At 61.0% G+C, this 16,846-nt stretch carries 14 protein-coding genes; 7 read left to right on the top strand and 7 right to left on the bottom strand.

Translation table 11 applies throughout. The annotated features are described in order from the left end of the window. The first annotated feature begins 44 nt into the window (after positions 1-44). The 3 genes from M3I56_RS15250 (at position 45) to M3I56_RS15240 (ending at position 2,887) form a co-directional block, all read left to right on the top strand. A complete protein-coding gene (locus M3I56_RS15250) occupies positions 45-1,037 on the top strand; it encodes a YncE family protein (RefSeq protein WP_028203670.1) in 993 nt (330 codons plus the stop codon). A gap of 74 nt (positions 1,038-1,111) precedes the next feature. Beyond that, positions 1,112-2,404 carry an oxalate/formate MFS antiporter gene (oxlT, locus tag M3I56_RS15245; protein ID WP_254354682.1) on the top strand — a complete coding sequence of 431 codons (1,293 nt, stop codon included), beginning with the start codon at positions 1,112-1,114 and terminating at the stop codon, positions 2,402-2,404. Positions 2,405-2,626: 222 nt separating this feature from the next. Next, positions 2,627-2,887 (top strand): DUF4148 domain-containing protein, encoded by a 261-nt coding sequence (locus M3I56_RS15240; protein WP_254354681.1) that lies wholly within the window; start codon positions 2,627-2,629, stop codon positions 2,885-2,887. 157 nt (positions 2,888-3,044) lie between these two features. Here the strand turns inward: M3I56_RS15240 and M3I56_RS15235 are convergent, their stop codons facing one another. Beyond that, positions 3,045-4,610: a carboxylesterase gene (locus tag M3I56_RS15235; protein ID WP_254354679.1), complete on the bottom strand. Its 1,566-nt coding sequence runs from the start codon at positions 4,608-4,610 to the stop codon at positions 3,045-3,047. Positions 4,611-4,700: 90 nt separating this feature from the next. Beyond that, entirely contained in the window at positions 4,701-5,447 is a 747-nt protein-coding gene (locus M3I56_RS15230) for a carbonic anhydrase family protein (RefSeq protein WP_254354678.1), read from the bottom strand. 333 nt (positions 5,448-5,780) lie between these two features. Between M3I56_RS15230 and M3I56_RS15225 the strand changes: the two genes are divergently transcribed. Next, positions 5,781-7,487, top strand: a complete 1,707-nt coding sequence (locus tag M3I56_RS15225; RefSeq protein WP_254354677.1) for a site-specific integrase — start codon at positions 5,781-5,783, stop codon at positions 7,485-7,487. A 152-nt stretch (positions 7,488-7,639) separates the two neighbouring features. Here the strand turns inward: M3I56_RS15225 and M3I56_RS15220 are convergent, their stop codons facing one another. After that, entirely contained in the window at positions 7,640-8,074 is a 435-nt protein-coding gene (locus M3I56_RS15220) for a helix-turn-helix domain-containing protein (protein ID WP_028203666.1), read from the bottom strand. A 32-nt stretch (positions 8,075-8,106) separates the two neighbouring features. Between M3I56_RS15220 and M3I56_RS15215 the strand changes: the two genes are divergently transcribed. Next, positions 8,107-8,730, top strand: coding sequence for an FMN-dependent NADH-azoreductase (locus M3I56_RS15215; protein ID WP_254354676.1), 624 nt, complete (start codon positions 8,107-8,109; stop codon positions 8,728-8,730). A 288-nt stretch (positions 8,731-9,018) separates the two neighbouring features. Here the strand turns inward: M3I56_RS15215 and M3I56_RS15205 are convergent, their stop codons facing one another. Together M3I56_RS15205 and M3I56_RS15200 are read right to left on the bottom strand one after the other, a co-directional pair. Next, positions 9,019-10,767 (bottom strand): thiamine pyrophosphate-binding protein, encoded by a 1,749-nt coding sequence (locus tag M3I56_RS15205; RefSeq protein WP_254354675.1) that lies wholly within the window; start codon positions 10,765-10,767, stop codon positions 9,019-9,021. A 391-nt stretch (positions 10,768-11,158) separates the two neighbouring features. Then, positions 11,159-12,889: a methyl-accepting chemotaxis protein gene (locus tag M3I56_RS15200; protein ID WP_302056855.1), complete on the bottom strand. Its 1,731-nt coding sequence runs from the start codon at positions 12,887-12,889 to the stop codon at positions 11,159-11,161. A gap of 769 nt (positions 12,890-13,658) precedes the next feature. Here M3I56_RS15200 and M3I56_RS15195 point away from each other — a divergent pair. Next, positions 13,659-14,015 carry a carboxypeptidase-like regulatory domain-containing protein gene (locus M3I56_RS15195; RefSeq protein WP_254354673.1) on the top strand — a complete coding sequence of 119 codons (357 nt, stop codon included), beginning with the start codon at positions 13,659-13,661 and terminating at the stop codon, positions 14,013-14,015. Between the two features lie 67 nt (positions 14,016-14,082). Here the strand turns inward: M3I56_RS15195 and bfr are convergent, their stop codons facing one another. Both bfr and M3I56_RS15185 read right to left on the bottom strand, forming a co-directional pair. Next, complete coding sequence (gene bfr, locus M3I56_RS15190; protein WP_254354672.1) at positions 14,083-14,559, bottom strand: bacterioferritin; 477 nt, start codon at positions 14,557-14,559, stop codon at positions 14,083-14,085. A gap of 78 nt (positions 14,560-14,637) precedes the next feature. Beyond that, the gene (locus tag M3I56_RS15185; protein WP_254354671.1) at positions 14,638-15,453 is read right to left on the bottom strand and encodes an MFS transporter; all 816 of its coding nucleotides are present in this window, start codon (positions 15,451-15,453) and stop codon (positions 14,638-14,640) included. Positions 15,454-15,608: 155 nt separating this feature from the next. Here M3I56_RS15185 and chrA point away from each other — a divergent pair, with 155 nt between their 5' ends. Beyond that, positions 15,609-16,844, top strand: a complete 1,236-nt coding sequence (gene chrA / locus M3I56_RS15180; protein ID WP_254354670.1) for a chromate efflux transporter — start codon at positions 15,609-15,611, stop codon at positions 16,842-16,844. Positions 16,845-16,846 lie beyond the last annotated feature (2 nt).

The raw sequence follows: 16,846 nt of genomic DNA, 5'->3' as shown, positions 1-16,846 counted from the left end.
ATAGAACCAGGCACACAAGCGCATTCATTTCCTATGGAGGCAACATGGCTTTTCTCACGCACAAAGCATTGACGGTTTGTCTGGCAGCAATGGGGCTGTGCTCATTGGCGGCCCACGCGCAAACGTCGCAGTATCAACTCGTCAAGACGATTGATTTGCCAGGAACCAAGGGCGGTCACGGCGATTGGGTCACCTATGACAAGGACACCCACGCAGTTTGGCTGTCCCAGTCGCCCGATCACAACGTCGTTGTGATCGACGCAAACAGCATGGCGGTGAAGAAAACGCTTGCGGGCGTCGATTCCGGCAACGGCATCGATTTCGACGCAGACCACGCCTATGTCACCGACGCGACGACCGGCAAGTTGATTGTCTATGACAAACATTCGTTCGAGCGCATCGCCGCCGTCGACAGCGGCGGCAAGACTCCCGACGGTGTCAACGTCGACACGAAAACGGGCACGATTCTGCTCGCGAATGACGACAGCAACAACGAGGCCGTTTTTGAGCCGAAGTCGCCGTACAAGCTGACCGCAACGTTCAAGCTGAAGCCCGAAGACGACAAGGACGGCCCAGACGTTGCCCTGTATGTGGCTTCCACCGACCGCCTGTATCAGCCGGTCGGCGGCAAGATCGACGTGATCGATCCGAACACGCACCAGATCGAAGCGGTGTGGGACTTCGGTTTGAAGAAGGACGCCAAGGGCGGCGTCTACGACAGCAAAACGAATCACCTGATCTTCGGCACCAGCGACAAGAAGATGCTCGTCGTGGACCCGGCAACGGGCAAGCTGGTCACGACCATCGCCGTTGCCGGCGCGGTCGACCAGACCGCGATCGACACTGACAAGCGCCGCGCATTCATCGGCGACAAGACCGGCAATCTCGAGGTGATCGATCTGGACTCCAATCAGATTGTCGACCACATCCGTACCGAGCCCAAAGTTCACACGCTGACGGTCGACACGGCCACCCATCGCGTCTACGTCTATCTCAACGAAAGCAACAAGGTTGGGGTGTACGAGAAGAAGTCGTGATATCGCAGGCCGGGCCCGGGTGGCGCGGCCCCCTCGCGCCCTAGTCCGAACTTCAATTCGTGGGAGAAGTCGTCATGTCATCCGCTGCCTCGCCGGCAGGCAATGCTTTCCTGAGAAACCGGTGGACTCAACTCTTCATCGGCATTGCCTGTATGGCACTCGTCGCCAACCTTCAGTATGCCTGGACACTTTTTGTGATCCCAATGAAAACGCAAAATCTCTGGTCCGGCGCCGCGGTCCAGCTAGCGTTTTCCATCTTCATTCTGGTCGAAACCTGGCTCGTGCCGATCGAAGGCTGGCTCGTCGACCGCTTCGGCCCCCGCCCCGTCGTCATGTGCGGCGCGGCGTTCGTCGCGCTGAGCTGGGTGCTCGATTCGTTCGCCACGACGCTACCCATGCTCTACACCGCTTCGGTGATCGCCGGACTGGGAGCCGGCTGCGTCTACGGCACCTGTGTTGGCAATGCACTCAAATGGTTCCCCGACCGTCGCGGCCTCGCCGCGGGCCTGACCGCTGCGGGCTTCGGCGCCGGGGCCGCGCTGACGGTGATACCGATTGCCAACATGATTCACGACTCGGGTTATCGGCAAACGTTCTTCGTGTTCGGCGTATTCCAGGGCATCGCCATCTTCATTCTGAGCATTGCGTTGATCCGCCCGAATCCTGGCCCCGGCATCAAGCCCGTCGCGCGCGTCGTGACGAGCAAAGTCGACTACACGCCACGCCAGATGGTCAAAACGCCTCTCTTCTGGATGATTTATCTGTTGTTCGTGCTCGTCGCCGCCGGCGGTCTGATCGCGACCGCCCAACTCGGCCCGATCGCAAAGTCATTTGGCTTTGCCAGGCTGCCCGTACAATTCTTTGGCGCGACGCTGCCGTTGCTGACGCTGGCGCTATCGATCGACAATCTGCTCAACGGGCTGACCCGCCCCATCTGCGGCCTCCTGTCAGACAAGATCGGCCGCGAAAACACCATGCTGATCGTGTTCGTTGGCGAGGGGCTGGCGTTGCTGGGCATGAATGCGTTCGGTCACGATCCTTATGCATTCCTGATCTTCGCGCCGCTGATCTTCCTGTGCTGGGGAGAAATCTTTTCGATCTTCCCGGCAATCTGCGCGGATACGTTCGGTAGCAAATACGCGGCGTCGAATGCGGGCACGCTCTATACCGCCAAGGGCACGGCGTCGTTGCTCGTCCCGATTGCGTCGCTTTTGGCCGCCGGCGGATCGTGGGAGCACGTCCTGATCGGCTCAGCCGTCGTGTCGATCATCGCGGGGCTGTCGGCCAAGTTCATTCTCGCGCCCATGAGAAAGCACCGCTTCGCAGTTACGTCCAGCGAGGTTGCGCCGGCCATGCAAACACAATGAGAAGTTGGGTGGTTGCGACGGTTCGGCTTTGGAGCGTGCCCGGACCGTCGCGGTAGCAGGCAGCGAATTGTCGGGCTTCTGTAAGCAAGGCGGCTTATGTGGAGATTACAAGTCGCCTGCCCGATGTTAACTGTTTCTTAAGTCTGCCGCGTCAAGCTATCGGTGCCAGCTATCGACCCACCCCGGGTCCGTAGCGCTGACGCCTGGCTGGAGGCACAGACCATGAACCGGACACTCAAACTGGCCGCGCTTGCGGCCGCCCTGCTGGTACCGTCCCTTTCTTTCGCCCAACCCTCGAATGGATCGCCCACGCGTGCGCAGGTTCGCGAGGAGTTGGCCCAGCTCGTACGAGCCGGCTACAAACCGACTGGACGCGACAACAAATATCCTGACGACCTGCATGCGGCCCAGGCACGCGTTGCAGCTGAAGCCGCGGCACAGCGAGCGGCACCCGCGCCCGCCTCGAATGGGCAAAGCGATTGATACGATGTCGTACGGTGGTTCCCAGGGTGCTTGACGGACGTTCAACGTTCGTCAAGCACGTCTCAACGCGTGCGGCTGCCAGACTAATCCTTCGAAGCGGCTTCCTGTTCGGGACCTACTCGCTGGCGAGCCCATTGCGCCTTTGAAGCAGCCTGGTCTAAGGCTCATCGGCCCCAACCTGGTCGAGTGCATTCAGGTCATCGGAGAAATCATCAGGCTGCCCGGCAGCAGTTTCATGGGTGCGCGGCGAAGACTTGACGACCGGCGGCGGCACTGCGCCCATGCCTTCATCGATACGCTGCAGCAAGTAAGGAAAGAATGGATTCGACGCGATGCGGAACATCGAATCGAGCGTCAGGATCAGGGTGCCGCGCTCGCCGCGCGGCGCAAGCGTGCCGAGGTGCTCATTGAAATTTTCCGAATCGTCCGGTGCAATGCCGTACAGCGGGTCCGTGATCGGGAACGGTATCGCGACGTGCGATAAGGAGAAGATTTCCTGCGGATAATCGATATCCAGCGGTTTGGTCCTCGTCTGCACTTCACCCGCGTAGGTGCTGCGCTCGACGGTATGCGCGGAGTCCGGCGAGGCGTTGCCAATCACCGTCGTGCGATAGTTCTGGGGACCGGTACGCAGCAGCCGTGAAATCGCCGTGTAGGATGCAACGCGCAGGAACGTCCTGAAACGCACGCTGCGGTTCACGTCGAATAACACCACTTCGCTGCCGTTCTCAGGAAGCTTGTCATAGAGCGACGACATGATCGCCGGCGTGCTGACCGTGAAGTCGGTCACGGACTGGAAGGTCAGGACCGGCGGCAGCGTGTCGAGCCGGTTCTCACGCTCAAGCCTCGCCATTTGCTCCTGGATCGCGGCGGTCAGCAGGTACGATTGACGCGCGCCGTTCACCGGGAACGAGTTGTATTTGAATGGATTGAATTCCGGAATGACGCCAAGCCATGCGGCACGCGCGAACGCCGGCAATATTGCCGGCAATCCGGCGAGGCCGGCAAAGCGCGCGTAACGCGTTACGCCTATCATCGGGGAAATCAGCACCAGTCGGCTCGGGCGCGTCAGCGCGGGATTCTCGATCGCGTCGAGCGCGTATTGCAATGCCAGCGCCCCGCCGTTGGAGAATCCCACCAGTTCGAGCGGCTTGTCCGGGCCCACACGCCGGCGCGCTTCCCGTATGGCGAGCCGGGTGGCCGCAGCCCAGTCCTGCCAGTGGACGTTTGCCAGCCCGGCCGGCACCGTACCGTGCCCCGGCAAGCGGATGCCGATGGCGACGAAGCCGCGATCGCGATAGTGGCGCGCGATGTGACGCAAACTGAACGGCGAATCCGTCATGCCATGCAACAGCACCACGGCGCCAACGGGTGAACCCTGCGGCTCGAGAATGTACGAACGGTTCCAGTCTTGCGCGAAGTGCCCCGGATAGATCGGCGCCCCTTCGTAGTACCGGTTAGTCGGGATGCGCTCGGACGGCTTCAATTTCTCGACGACGTTCACGCGAACCGCCTCGAAAATGCGTGCTTCCGCATTCATGTAGGCGTTCCAGTCCCCCGCATCCATTTCCTCGACAGTCATTTCGCGCGGCACGTAGGTGTGCCAGACCGCGAGATCCGGGCTGCGCTGCGAATACCAGGCGCGCATGCCGAATGCGAGTATCACCAGCAGGACTGCAACCCATGCACCTATCTTTATTACCTTTAGTGAGGTGCGCAACATTGTCGTTCTCTTTCGTTATTGATATCGGGGAATCAAAAATACACGCACCTCGCAATAGCCGCGCATCGCTTGCGAACCGGCTTCGAATTCTCACAGGAACGTTAGCTTGCCGTTTCGAATGTCATACATCGAGCCCGCCATTTTCACGTTCCCCTTATTTTCCAGATCGGACAGAATCTGACTCCCACTGCGGATAGCGGCTATCGCACCCTGAACGTTCGATCGCGCGACAGCATCGACGAATTCATCATTTTTACTGGATCGCTCTCCGGAATATTGCGTTGCGTCGATCGCCGACTGGATCTTCTGAAGCAAACCCGTCAAATTTCCCAGTTGAACGTTGTCGATCGCCCCCTTTATCGCCCCGCATGCGGTATGGCCCATCACCAGAATCACTTTCGCACCCGCAACGGCACACGCAAACTCCATACTGCCGAGTATGTCCTGGTTTGCGACGTTTCCCGCAATCCTTGCATTGAAGGTGTCGCCGATTCCCATATCCAGAATGATCTCGGCCGGCGCGCGCGAGTCGATACAACTGAGGACGATTGCCGCCGGGTACTGGCCACTAGCGCTCGCTCTCTTCTGCGCGAGAAAGTCCTGCTTTTTCATCTTGCCGGTGCGAAACCGTTCGTTGCCGGCTTTCATCATTTCGATGATCTGATCGGGAGTCAGCGCATTGCGCTGCGATTCGGACAACGCCGCCGCCTGTATGTCGCCCGCAGTGAACGGCATGCCGGCAACGAGCGTCGCCACGCTTATGCCAGTCTTGATCCATCTGCGTCTTCCGTCATCCGCCGGGTCGTCGGAAACATCAATCGCCGTGTTTGCAGACATTGGAATCTCCTTTTTGACGGAGGTCGAGCCTTGACTCGGAAAAGGATCTTGATCGACGTTCGCTAACAACCTCAAATCAGCGTGAAGGAAATGTGAAGATGGTCAGACAGAGTATAGGCGGCGCGAGAAATCGTGATATCTGGCTGCGCCACTGTGACGAGGGTTGAAACTTCTTCTGGCGTTCGCCTTCGGCGGCCGCCAGGATGCGCCAGCGCACGTGGGTCGGCTCCTGCGGGAGCATCTCTCGTTTCAGCGGAAAATCCGTACCACCTACAGCTATAAAGATAATCCTTCTTATCACAAGATGACTATTTCTACGCTAAACTTCGTCACATGAAAACGCGTCACACACCCCTTCCCGCACCCGCTTCCGCCGAGCCGCCCGGATTCCCCGACGGGGACGAACTCGCCATGCTGCGCGCGTGGTATGCAGGCCTCGCCGTGCGGCCCGCCGTCGAGCGCTATCTACCCTCGGCGCTCGGCGACGGGAAGTCGGCGCGTGGCGTGCTCGGGCGCATCCGGCGCAGGCTCGTTGCCCTCGCGCGCGCGGCGCATCGCGACGATCTGGTGGCGCTGTTCGAACATCCGGTGGAAGAACGCGAGCGGCACGCCAAGGCAGTCGCGCAGGCAATCGACAGCCTGCGCACCGCGCGCCCTCCCGAACCCCAGATCGCCGACGACATCGCACAGTGGTTCACGCCGCGCGCCGTGCGGGTGCTGTACGCGCACGGCATTACCACACTCGCCGATCTCACCGTGCGTATCCCGCGCCGCCGCCAGTGGTGGAAAGCCGTGCCGGGACTCGGCGTGGCGAGCGCCCGCGCGATCGAGGCGTTCTTTGCGGTCTGGCCGGCACTCACGGAAAAGGCGCGCGCGCTCATCGTGGCGAGCCAGCGCGGCGACATCGCACCGTGGGAGTCCCTGAAGCTGCCGCACGAAGTCGACGGCTCCGAAGGCACCTTCCGCGCACCGCGCGCGACCTGCACGCTGGACGCATCGAACGACTATGAAGCCATCCAGACCTGGCTTGCGCTGCACGAGTCGCCTGCTACGCAGCGGACCTACCGGAAGGAAGCCGAACGCCTGATCCTCTGGGCGATCGTCGAGCGTGGCCGCGCGCTCTCGTCGCTCTCGACCGAAGATGCCATCGCCTACCGCGCGTTCCTGCGCCATCCGGCCCCGCGCGGCCGCTGGGTCGGCCCTGTGCGGGCGCGCACGTCGCCGGACTGGCGGCCGTTCAATGGCAGCCTCTCGGCGCGCTCGGTCGCGCATGCGCTGTCGATCCTCGGCGCACTGTTCCGCTGGCTCATCGAGCAGCGCTACGTGCTCGCCAATCCGTTTTCCGGTGTGAAAGTGCGCGGCGCGAGCGGTGCGCAGGCGCTCGACACCTCGCACGCATTCAGCGAAGGGGAATGGGCGCTGGTGCGCACGATCGCAGACGGCCTCGAGTGGTCGTACGGCTGGTCAGCGCCGGCGGCACAGCGGCTGCGCTTCCTGCTGGATTTCGGCTATGCGACCGGTCTGCGCGCGAGCGAGCTGGTTGGAGCCACGCTCGGCCACGTCGAGACGGATGCACGCGGCGATCACTGGCTGCGCGTGACGGGCAAGGGAAAGAAGCTTGCGCGCGTTGCCTTGCCGCCGCTCGCGTGGGAGGCGCTCGCGCATTATCTGGCCGAACGCGACTTGCCTGTCGTGCCCGTGCGCTGGAATCCGGCGACTCCGGTCATCGGCAGTCTCGAGGCCGACAGCAACGCCGCGATCAGCAGCGTACGTTTGTGGGGGGTGCTGCGGCGCTTCTTCCTGCTGGCCGCGAAAGCCATCGAGGCCGATCATGCGCCGCTTGCGGAGAAGCTGCGCCGCGCGAGTCCGCACTGGATGCGCCACACGCACGCCACGCACGCGCTCGGTCGCGGCGCGGAACTCACCACGGTACGCGACAACCTGAGGCACGCTTCTGTCTCGACCACCTCGATCTATCTGCACAGCGACGAGGTCAAGCGCGCACGGCAGATCGCGGACGCGTTCGGCAAAGCGAAATGAATCCACGTTCACCGGATCATTCGCTGCTCGGCAGGCGGCAAATACGCATAGGCCGTTCGTCACCTCCGCTAGCGAAACCAGCTTCGTCGACAGAAGCTGCCAGGATTGCGCGCGGCCCTATCGCCAACGATGCGTGATATGACCTCTGCTTGTCAGCGCCGCTGGTAGACGACGCCCTGCGGTGAGAAGCGATCCGGTTCAGGTTCTTCGTCGAAGCGTCGATGCGCTTCAGCAATGGCCGGCTGGTTATTGTTCGCCCAGTTGACCAACGCCATTACCGGCTCCAGCAGCGTGCGTCCCATTTCGGTAAGTGCGTAGTCGACACGCGGCGGAATCGTCGCATACATCGTGCGGGTAACCAGCCCGTCGCGTTCAAGCCCACGTAACGTCAGCGTCAGCATGCGTTGCGAGATGCCGTCTATTTTCCGCTTCAGTTCATTGAACCGCCGCGGCTCACTGGCCAGCGTAGCGATGATGTAGAGGCTCCATTTGTCGCCGATCCGATCGAGGATTTCACGGGTGGCCTTGCAGCCACCGGCGTCGGGTTCGGGCATCTCCCAGGGGAGATCAGTGTGACTCAGTGACATACCTAGTTCTTGTTATATACCAAGGAGCCAACATGAGCCACATCCTGCTGATCACTTCGAGCCCTCGCGGTGCCGACAGCCTGTCAACGAGATTCGCCAGCGAGTTCGCCCAAAGACTCCGCGAGCAGCACCCAGGCAGCACACTGACCATTCGGGATCTCTATTCCGATCCGCTGGCCCATATCGATGAAGCCTACGTCGTCGGCCGCACGCTTGCACCAGACGCACGTACCCCAGCGCAGGCAGAGGCTGTCGGCGTGGCAGAAGCCCTGATAGGCGAGCTGGCCGCCGCCGACACGGCCGTGATCGGCTCGGGCATGATCAATTTCGGACCGCCCACGCAACTCAAAGCATGGTTCGATTATGTGACCTGGCCTGGCGTGACCTTCAAGTACGACAACAGCGGCGTAGAAGGCCTGCTGACGGGTAAGAAGGTCTATTTGTTCACTGCCGCCGGCGGCGTTTTCTCGGATGGTCCCTACGCGCCACTGGACTACCAGTCAGGCTACCTGAAGCATCTTCTGGGCTTCATCGGGCTGACCGACGTCGAGCATCTACGCGTGGAAGGCGTGGCTTATGGACCTGAAGCCGCAAAGACGGCAATCGCCAACGCCGAGGCGGCAGTGCAATCGCTGCTGTCGGAGGCTTGCCATTGAGAGCCAATCGCCCCTCTGGAGTAACCATCATGGAAGCGTCTCTGGCTCGAGGACCACGGTACGTGACATCCTGCGGCACGCTTGCGTTTCGACCACCTCGATCTATCTGCACAGCGACGAACTCGAGCGCGCACGGAAGATCGCCACCGCATTTGCGAAGGCAAGGTAGCGCTCAGCGACATCCGGCCCAGCGAGAAACTGCGTGTTGAGCACGCGCTGAAGAGGCGTCAGCGGCCGCGCAGTCCATGAACGAGCCGGGTCTAACGCGAAACACATCAAGGCCGTTGTTCATGACAAGGCTTGCGCTTCCGAATAGTACCGGTTTGGCGCGGGAAAGACTCCTGTCATGACTTCAATCAGGAACGGGCCGTCATATCGACTTGCTTCACCGAGAACATCATCCAGCTCGTCGATTCCGTTAACCACGCGTGCCGCCACACCGAGCGACGATGCAAACTCGGTCCAGCTATGACGGGGCAGTCTGGTGAACTGCTCCGAAACAAGACCGCCCCTCAGCGCGTCGATGTGAATTGCACCGTGAGCCGAGTTGTTGAGGACGACGTAGATCACTTTGACGCCGTAGCGAGCTGCCGTCTGAATCTCCGTTCCGTGCATCATCATGCATCCGTCGCCCGTGACTACGACGCAAGGGCGTTCGGGGGCCGCAAGCTTGACGCCGATTCCGGCTGCGATAGCCCAGCCCATCGGCGCGAGTGCGTTGGACGAAAAGTAGTTGCCCATGCCCGAAGACAGCCAGTAGTGGGCCATGAATATACGATGGGCGCCGGAGTCCACCACGACGTTGCTGTCCCTGGGCAACAGTTGGCACAGGCGCTTGATGACAGCGCCAGGATAAAGCGATTCATTGCCGCTGGAAGCCCTCGCGATGAAATCCTCGAACTGGCTGTCGTATAGGGGAATCTGGTTGACCCCGGTGACCCATGCCCTTCTTCTTTCGAGCACTTTCTGGAACTCGTCGTGGGCGCCCGTGTTCATCCTGGCGAGCAACCGGAAGGTGGCCCCAATCCCGGAGAAAATGCTTCGCTGGGCAATGTGACCCATCGGCGGGTGATCAAAGCTGTCATCGAAGACAAGCAGATCCTTCCCCTCGGTCAGCTTCCTGCTCCAGTTCATGCTGTCACGCTGGTTCAGATCGCTGCCAAATACAACGAGCGCGTCAAGCTCGTCCGAATTGACCACACGTGCGGCGCGCGAATGGCTTGAGAACCCGTAGATGCCCAGCGCGAGTTTGTGTCCCTCGGGAAACGCACCCTTGCCTGCCAGCGTCGTCGCGACCGGAACGTGAAATTTCTCGGCAACCTCAAGAAGCGCACTTGCGGTCTCCGCGTCATTCCCGCGACTACCAATCAAAAACGCGACTTTCTTAGACCGGAGCAAATACAGGCTGCACAGGGCGTCCAGTGCGGTACGGTTGGGAGGCGCTTCACTCATATTGAATTCGTGCTGGGCGTAGGGTTGCCGTGCTACCTGCGGACCGGGAGGAACGTCCTGCTTTTGAACATCAACAGGAATACTGATGAATGACCGCGCCCGACGCATCCAGTTCAGCCCGTCCGTCGCACGACGCAGCTCCGCCTGAACATTTTCCTTGTTCTTCAGCTCGACGACGTTCGTCATTAAGCCTTTGACCACGCCACTTTCAAAAATGCCACCTGAAGTCGCATCCTGGAAGGCACCTTTACCCTCCGCACTCGATGAGATGCCTCCTGCAATATAGAGCATCGGAATCCGGTCTGCGTGAGCTGCGGCCATGCCGGGCACGAAGTTCATCGTGCCGGGACCGGAAATTCCTGCGCAAACGCCGAATTTGCGGCTGGCGCGCGCATAGCCATCGGCCATGAAAGCGCTGCCCGTCTCATGAGCGCCAACGATACCGCGAATGAAAGGCGACTCGTCAATTGCATCCAGCAGCGGGTAGATCAGCTTTCCGGGAACCAGGAACACGTGGTCGATTCCTGCGGACTCCAGCGAATTCACAACCATCTTCGAAACGTTGAGCGGAGCGGAAGATCTCATGGTCTTTGGTTACGATCCGGGCAGAAATCAACAATCGAATCCTGCCGCTCTCCATCCCGGGGTGATGCGCGGCCTTCGGGCATGAAACGCACCGAAGCCGGCGACAACCGGTGCCGGGAGACAGCAGGATGGCCTTTGACGCGCTGCACTTTCCTGCAGTCGCGTCTCGCGCTACTTCCCCGGGCCCGCTCGTAACGGGCCCGCGTGTCTCCATCCAGGGCGTTCCTCGTCGCCGGCTGCGGCGTCACTCGCACGCGCTGTCTGCGCGGCTGATACCGTTTCCGCTGGCCGTCGATGATCATACGGCGAGCGTCATCGTGGATCTGCGTCCACTCGACCTCGACCTGCCTGCGCTCTGTTCTGAATCGCCGCCCAAACCTCGCAGTCCGGTTCAGAACGTCTGCCAGTCCGATGTGCCGGCAGCGGTGGCAGCCAGAACCTTACTCCCGCCCCCGGACGGCTCTGGCATCACCGCGGCCTTTGTCGTTGTTGCAGGAGAGGACGTGAGGCGGTTCCGGGCGACGGTTGGCGGGGCCTTCTCCCGCTTCGTCGCCCGCGATGAAGTCGCTTCGTTGCCATTGAACCTGAAGAAGGCCACGGCTTTGCGCAGGCTCTCCGCCTGCTGCGCCATCGTCTGCGCGGCCGCCGAAGCCTCTTCCACGAGCGCGGCGTTCTGCTGCGTGACCTGGTCCATCTGGTTGACCGCCTGATTCACCTGCTCGATACCAGTGCTTTGCTCGCTCGATGCCGACGAGATTTCGCCCACGACGTCCGTCACGCGCTTCACCGATTGCACGACTTCCTTGATTGCGCCGCCTGCTTCTTCGACGAGCCTCGAGCCTGTTTCCACCCTGTTGATGGAGTCGGAGATCAACTCCTTGATCTCCTTCGCGGCAGTCGCACTGCGCTGCGCGAGCGTGCGGACTTCACCCGCAACGACGGCGAAGCCGCGCCCCTGTTCTCCTGCGCGAGCCGCCTCGACTGCTGCATTCAGTGCGAGGATGTTGGTCTGAAAGGCGATGCCCTCGATGACGCCGATAATCTCGGACATTCGGGTCGAACTCGTGGAGATGTCGCGCATCGTCTCGACGACGCGACCAACGACTTCGCCGCCGCGCTGCGCCACGCCGGAGGCTGCACCCGCGAGCGTGGCAGCCAGCGTTGCATTGTCCGTGTTGTGGCGGACCGCTGCGGTCAGTTGCTCCATGCTCGACGCGGTTTCTTCGAGCGACGCGGCCTGCTCCTCGGTGCGGCTCGATAGATCGAGGTTGCCTTGTGCGATCTGCGCGCTCGCAGTCGCGACACCCTCAGCGTTTTCGCGCACGTCCGACACGACCCGCATCAGGGCCTCGCACATGGACTTCAGCGATGCCATGAGGCTGTTTGTGTCACCGGCGCGCAGGTCAATACTCACGTTCAGGTCACCCGCCGCCACGCTTCTGGCCACGGCGGCGGCGGTCGCAGGCTCCGTACCCAGTTGCCGGGTTACGCTACGCATCATCCAGATGCCGATACCGAGGCCGATCGAGACGGACATCGCCACGAGGACAAGCATCAGATTGCGGCCTTCGCCATACACGGCGTCGTTGGATTCCGCCGTCCTTTGCGCGTCGCCCTGCTTCAGGGTAACCAGATTGCCCATCAGGACGAGCGTCCTGAAACCCTTCGTGTGATACTCACCCAGCATGTATTCAGTCAGGCCATCCCGATCCTGTAACGCGGCGGAATTGATCTTGCCTTTCATTTCGTTGAAGGCCTGGATGTAGTCCTGCCAGCCCTGGTCAAGCTCGGCGAAGGTCGCCTTCCCCTTGTCGGTATAGACAAGAGGCTCTGCCTGGTTGAGGTGATCGCGCGCCTGGGCCAGTGCCTTGTCAGCCTGGTCCAGCGAGCCAGCTCGCTGCTCGGCCGTTGTGGCCAGAACCGCATTGCGTAGATAGGTTCCGACTCGTAGTACGTCCGCATTTGCCTGCTGGATCAGATTCAGTCCAACAAGATCCTGTCGATACGTCTTGTCCGCATTTGCGCTGATTTGCGCCATATTGTGCAGACCGATCCCGCTAACGGCAGCGCTGATGGCCGAAACCAGGATGAAAGCGCCGATCAGTTTGGTGCCGAGTTTCATGTTGCCAATATTCATAGTTCACTTTGGTGAGGATGAAAGAACCAGAATGCATAAGCGGGTTCGTGCACAGGTTGACGCGGTATCAACCCGAATAGTCCAGCAACCGTGTTTCGATCAAACAAACAAGCGCAAACTCCTGGCGCGTGTGACGCCTGGCACCGGTGCACTGCCACGCCAACGCCGGAAGCAGCACGGTACATATCTGGTTATCGGCGGCATTATTTATTTCTTCATACAAATTGTTCATCTGCCGGCGAGTTTTTTTTCTACATCGATGCAAGGCCATTGGAACCCTGCGCGCGGCCCAATGCAGCTGCGAGATGCAGGAATTTCTCGTGCCTTCTCACAGGCGCCTCCTGGGAATCCGAAAGCGTTTCGAGTAACACAGCTGTCATAGACTTGCCATCGATTTCATTACACAAATCTTTCATTATTTCCTGGCGCAACATGGTCCAATGTCCGGCAAAACGAACGGTGGCAACACTGAAAAAAGCTTGCGACAGCGGCTTGATTGCGAGAACTCAGTCGTAATTTTCTGGCGCCATTGTCATTTCCTACAAAGATTATCTGCATATCCAATTGCCGCATTATTTATTTTTAAGGCGCTTTTCCATGGTCTTAGCGGCATTCCCGGTGCTCGTTTCTCTAAAAGAACCACATGCACCTCCAACGGGGAAATAATGAAAGACAATAAGCGGGCGAACCCGCAGCGTTCCAAATCGCAACTCACGCTTCTGGCCAGCGCCATTTCACTGTCATTTCTCGCGGCGTGCGGTGGCGGTGGCGGCAGCCAGTCGGCAACCTCACCTCAACGACCACTCCTTCGAGCATCGGGGGCACCGTAGCGGTCGGCGACGCGCTCGCGGGTGCGAACGTCACGCTGATCGATTCGACGGGCAAGAGCGTTACGACAACAAGCGACGCAGGTGGCAACTACTCGATCTCCATCACCGGCTTCACCGCACCGTTTGTTCGGCTGACGACGACGGTCGCCGCCCCGTTGACGAGTGACGGTACCAGCGCGTGCTCGTTCCCGGCGCTCACAACGGGAGTTTCGCGTCTCGTGCAACTCAATTGGGGAGCCGAAGGCGTGAGCTACTACAACATCTGGAAGTACAACGACTAAACGTTGCCGACCACTGGCTCCCTGAAGCAGGGGTGCGTGGGTGCCCCGCAAGTGGCATCCACGCGTATCAGCTGGCCGAGCCCATCGCCGATTGCTGATAGTTTTCAAGGCCGATCTTGTCGACCAACCCGAGCTGGATTTCCAGCCAGTCGATGTGATCCTCGGTGTCGTCCAGGATCTCGACGAATATCTCCCTCGACACGAAGTCCCGAACCGATTCGCAGTACGCAATGGCTTCCTTGCACTGTGCCTGCGCAGTGCGTTCGAGCTTGAGGTCGCATTCGAGCACTTCGCGAACGTCCTCGCCAATCAGAAGTTTGCTAAGGTCCTGCAGATTGGGCAGGCCGTCGAGCATCAGAATCCGCTCGATCAGTTTGTCGGCATGCTTCATCTCCTCGATCGACTCGTCGTATTCATGTTTGCCGAGTCCTGCGAGACCCCAGTGTCCGTAAAGCCGCGCGTGCAGAAAATACTGGTTAATCGCCGTCAGCTCGTTCTTCAGTTCCGCATTGAGATATTCGATAACTTTCGGATCTGCTTGCATGACTCCCTCCGGGGCGCTGTGTCGGGACAATTTCAACGAGCATAGACATTGGACGCGCGCAGCGCACGAACGAGAGCATCAATAAGAAGAATTCCGTGTGCTATCCGCTCGGTTTACGCAGAGGAATGACGCTTTAACCCGCCCATTGGGCCGTGCGTTGTTTGCGAACAATCGTTCCGATTCCGCCAAGCGCCACGGCCGGAACCGGTCCAAGCCACGCGGCGGCCACGCCGGACTCGAAGGCGCCTGGGGCCCACCTTGAGAATGTCCTGGGCGTAGACCGGCAACAGGGCCGTCGCACCGCCAAGCAGCACGGCGAAGAGATCGAGAGAAAGCGCACCGCGCACGACCGGTTGCGACCGCACAGACCGGATCAGCGACGCTGGAGCCCATCGCGTAGCAGAGGCCACCCACGACCGGCCCGAGGACGATCGCCATCTGCCACGCGGTCGAACTGCAAGCAACCGCGCGCGGCAACCGGTCCGGTGGCACGAGCAGCGGCAACAACGCTTGCGCGGCAGGTTCTGCGACCGCTCGCGCCGTGCCGAGCAACAGCGCCACGCCGTAGAAGAACCCAAGCCCTTTCATATGCAGCGTGGACAACGCGAAGAATGCAAGCGCGCAGAAACCTTGAAGCGCGAGGCCGGCAACAACGAGCGGGCACGGCGACAAGCGATCGCAAAGCTCCCCGACGGGCAGCGTCATCAACGTAGCCGGGATGAACTCCACGATGCCGACGATGCCGAGCGTGAGCGGCGTCTGCGAAACCTTGTAGACGGTCCATCCAACCACGACGGACAACGTAAGCGTCGACGCTTCCGAAAGGAAGCGCACGCCGAGACACACCGGCAGGTCCCGCCGTCGATAAGCCTCTTCGCACGCTTGCGCGTTCACCGAAATCTCCGAGCCCTGCGCACCGGCGCATGCCCGCTGGCGCGCGCTGGACTCTCGCGGCCCCTGAAAGCTTCCCGGCCTGCGAGCGTGCCGGCAGATCGGGTATGATCGCGGCAGCATCGAGTTCCATACGTATTCCTTACGACTGAATTTCCATGGAAACAAATATGTCGACGTCAGAGCCGGACCGTGCGGGCTCCGTGTTCGAAGTCCTGCGAGTCTTTCTGAAGCTGGGCCTGACGTCCTTTGGCGGTCCCATTGCCCATATCGGCTACTTCCGCCGCGAGTTCGTCGAGCGGCGCCGCTGGCTCGACGACGAAACCTTCACGGATCTGGTCGGTCTCTGCCAGTTTCTCCCGGGCCCCGCCAGTAGTCAGACCGGTTTCTCGATCGGTCTGCTGCGCGCCGGCTGGCCAGGCGGGCTCGTAGCCTGGTGCGGCTTCACGTTGCCATCCGTCGCGCTATTGATCGCCTTTGCCATTATCGCGCCTGAACTCGGCGGCCCCGTGGGCAGCGGGCTGATTCACGGACTGAAACTCGTCGCCGTTGCCGTCGTCGCGCAAGCCGTATGGGACATGGCGCGCCGCCTGTGCCCCGACCACCGCCGCGCCGGCATTGCACTCGTTGCGGTCGTGCTTCTCGCGGTCATGACGACGGCGTATGCACAGTTGATCGTCATCGTGCTGGGCGCGGCGCTCGGTATCGTGCTGTGCCGGTCCACGACGTCGGGAACCATCGCCGGTACGTGTCAGCATACGCAGGCGTTTCGCGTGTCGCGCACCGCCGGTCTGTTCGCGCTCGCCCTCTTTTGCGGCCTCCTTTTCGGGCTTCCGGCGCTTGCCGCGTTCGACACGACGCATACCGTCCGCGTGTTCGACGCCTTCTACCGCTCGGGCGCCCTCGTGTTCGGCGGCGGTCACGTGGTGCTGCCGTTGCTGCAGCGTGAGACCGTGGCGACGGGCTGGGTCTCGCCGAACGACTTTCTTGCGGGCTACGGAGCCGCCCAGGCCGTGCCCGGCCCGCTCTTCACGTTCGCCGCTTTCCTTGGATGGATCATGAGCGGTCCGTCCAGTCATGTGCTGGGTGCCTTCGTGGCGCTGGCGGGCATCTTTTTACCGGGCCTGCTTCTCGTGCTCGCCGCGCTGCCCTACTGGCAAGCGCTTCGCGCCCATCCCTCCATGGCGGCCATGCTGGCGGGCGTGAATGCTGCCGTGGTCGGACTGCTCGCCATGGCGCTCTATTCGCCGGTGTGGACGAGCGCCGTTCAGTCACGGTTCGACTTTGCGGTCGCGACCATCGGCTTCTTTTTGCTCACGCGCTGGAAAGTGCCGCCGCTCGTTGTCGTCGTGGTTTCGGCGGCGGCCGGCGTGGCCGAGATGCTTTTTCGCTGAGT

This window comes from Paraburkholderia sp. CNPSo 3281 (assembly GCF_024206515.1).
Classification (GTDB): domain Bacteria; phylum Pseudomonadota; class Gammaproteobacteria; order Burkholderiales; family Burkholderiaceae; genus Paraburkholderia; species Paraburkholderia nodosa.
This window is presented reverse-complemented; position numbering and strand designations above follow the sequence as displayed.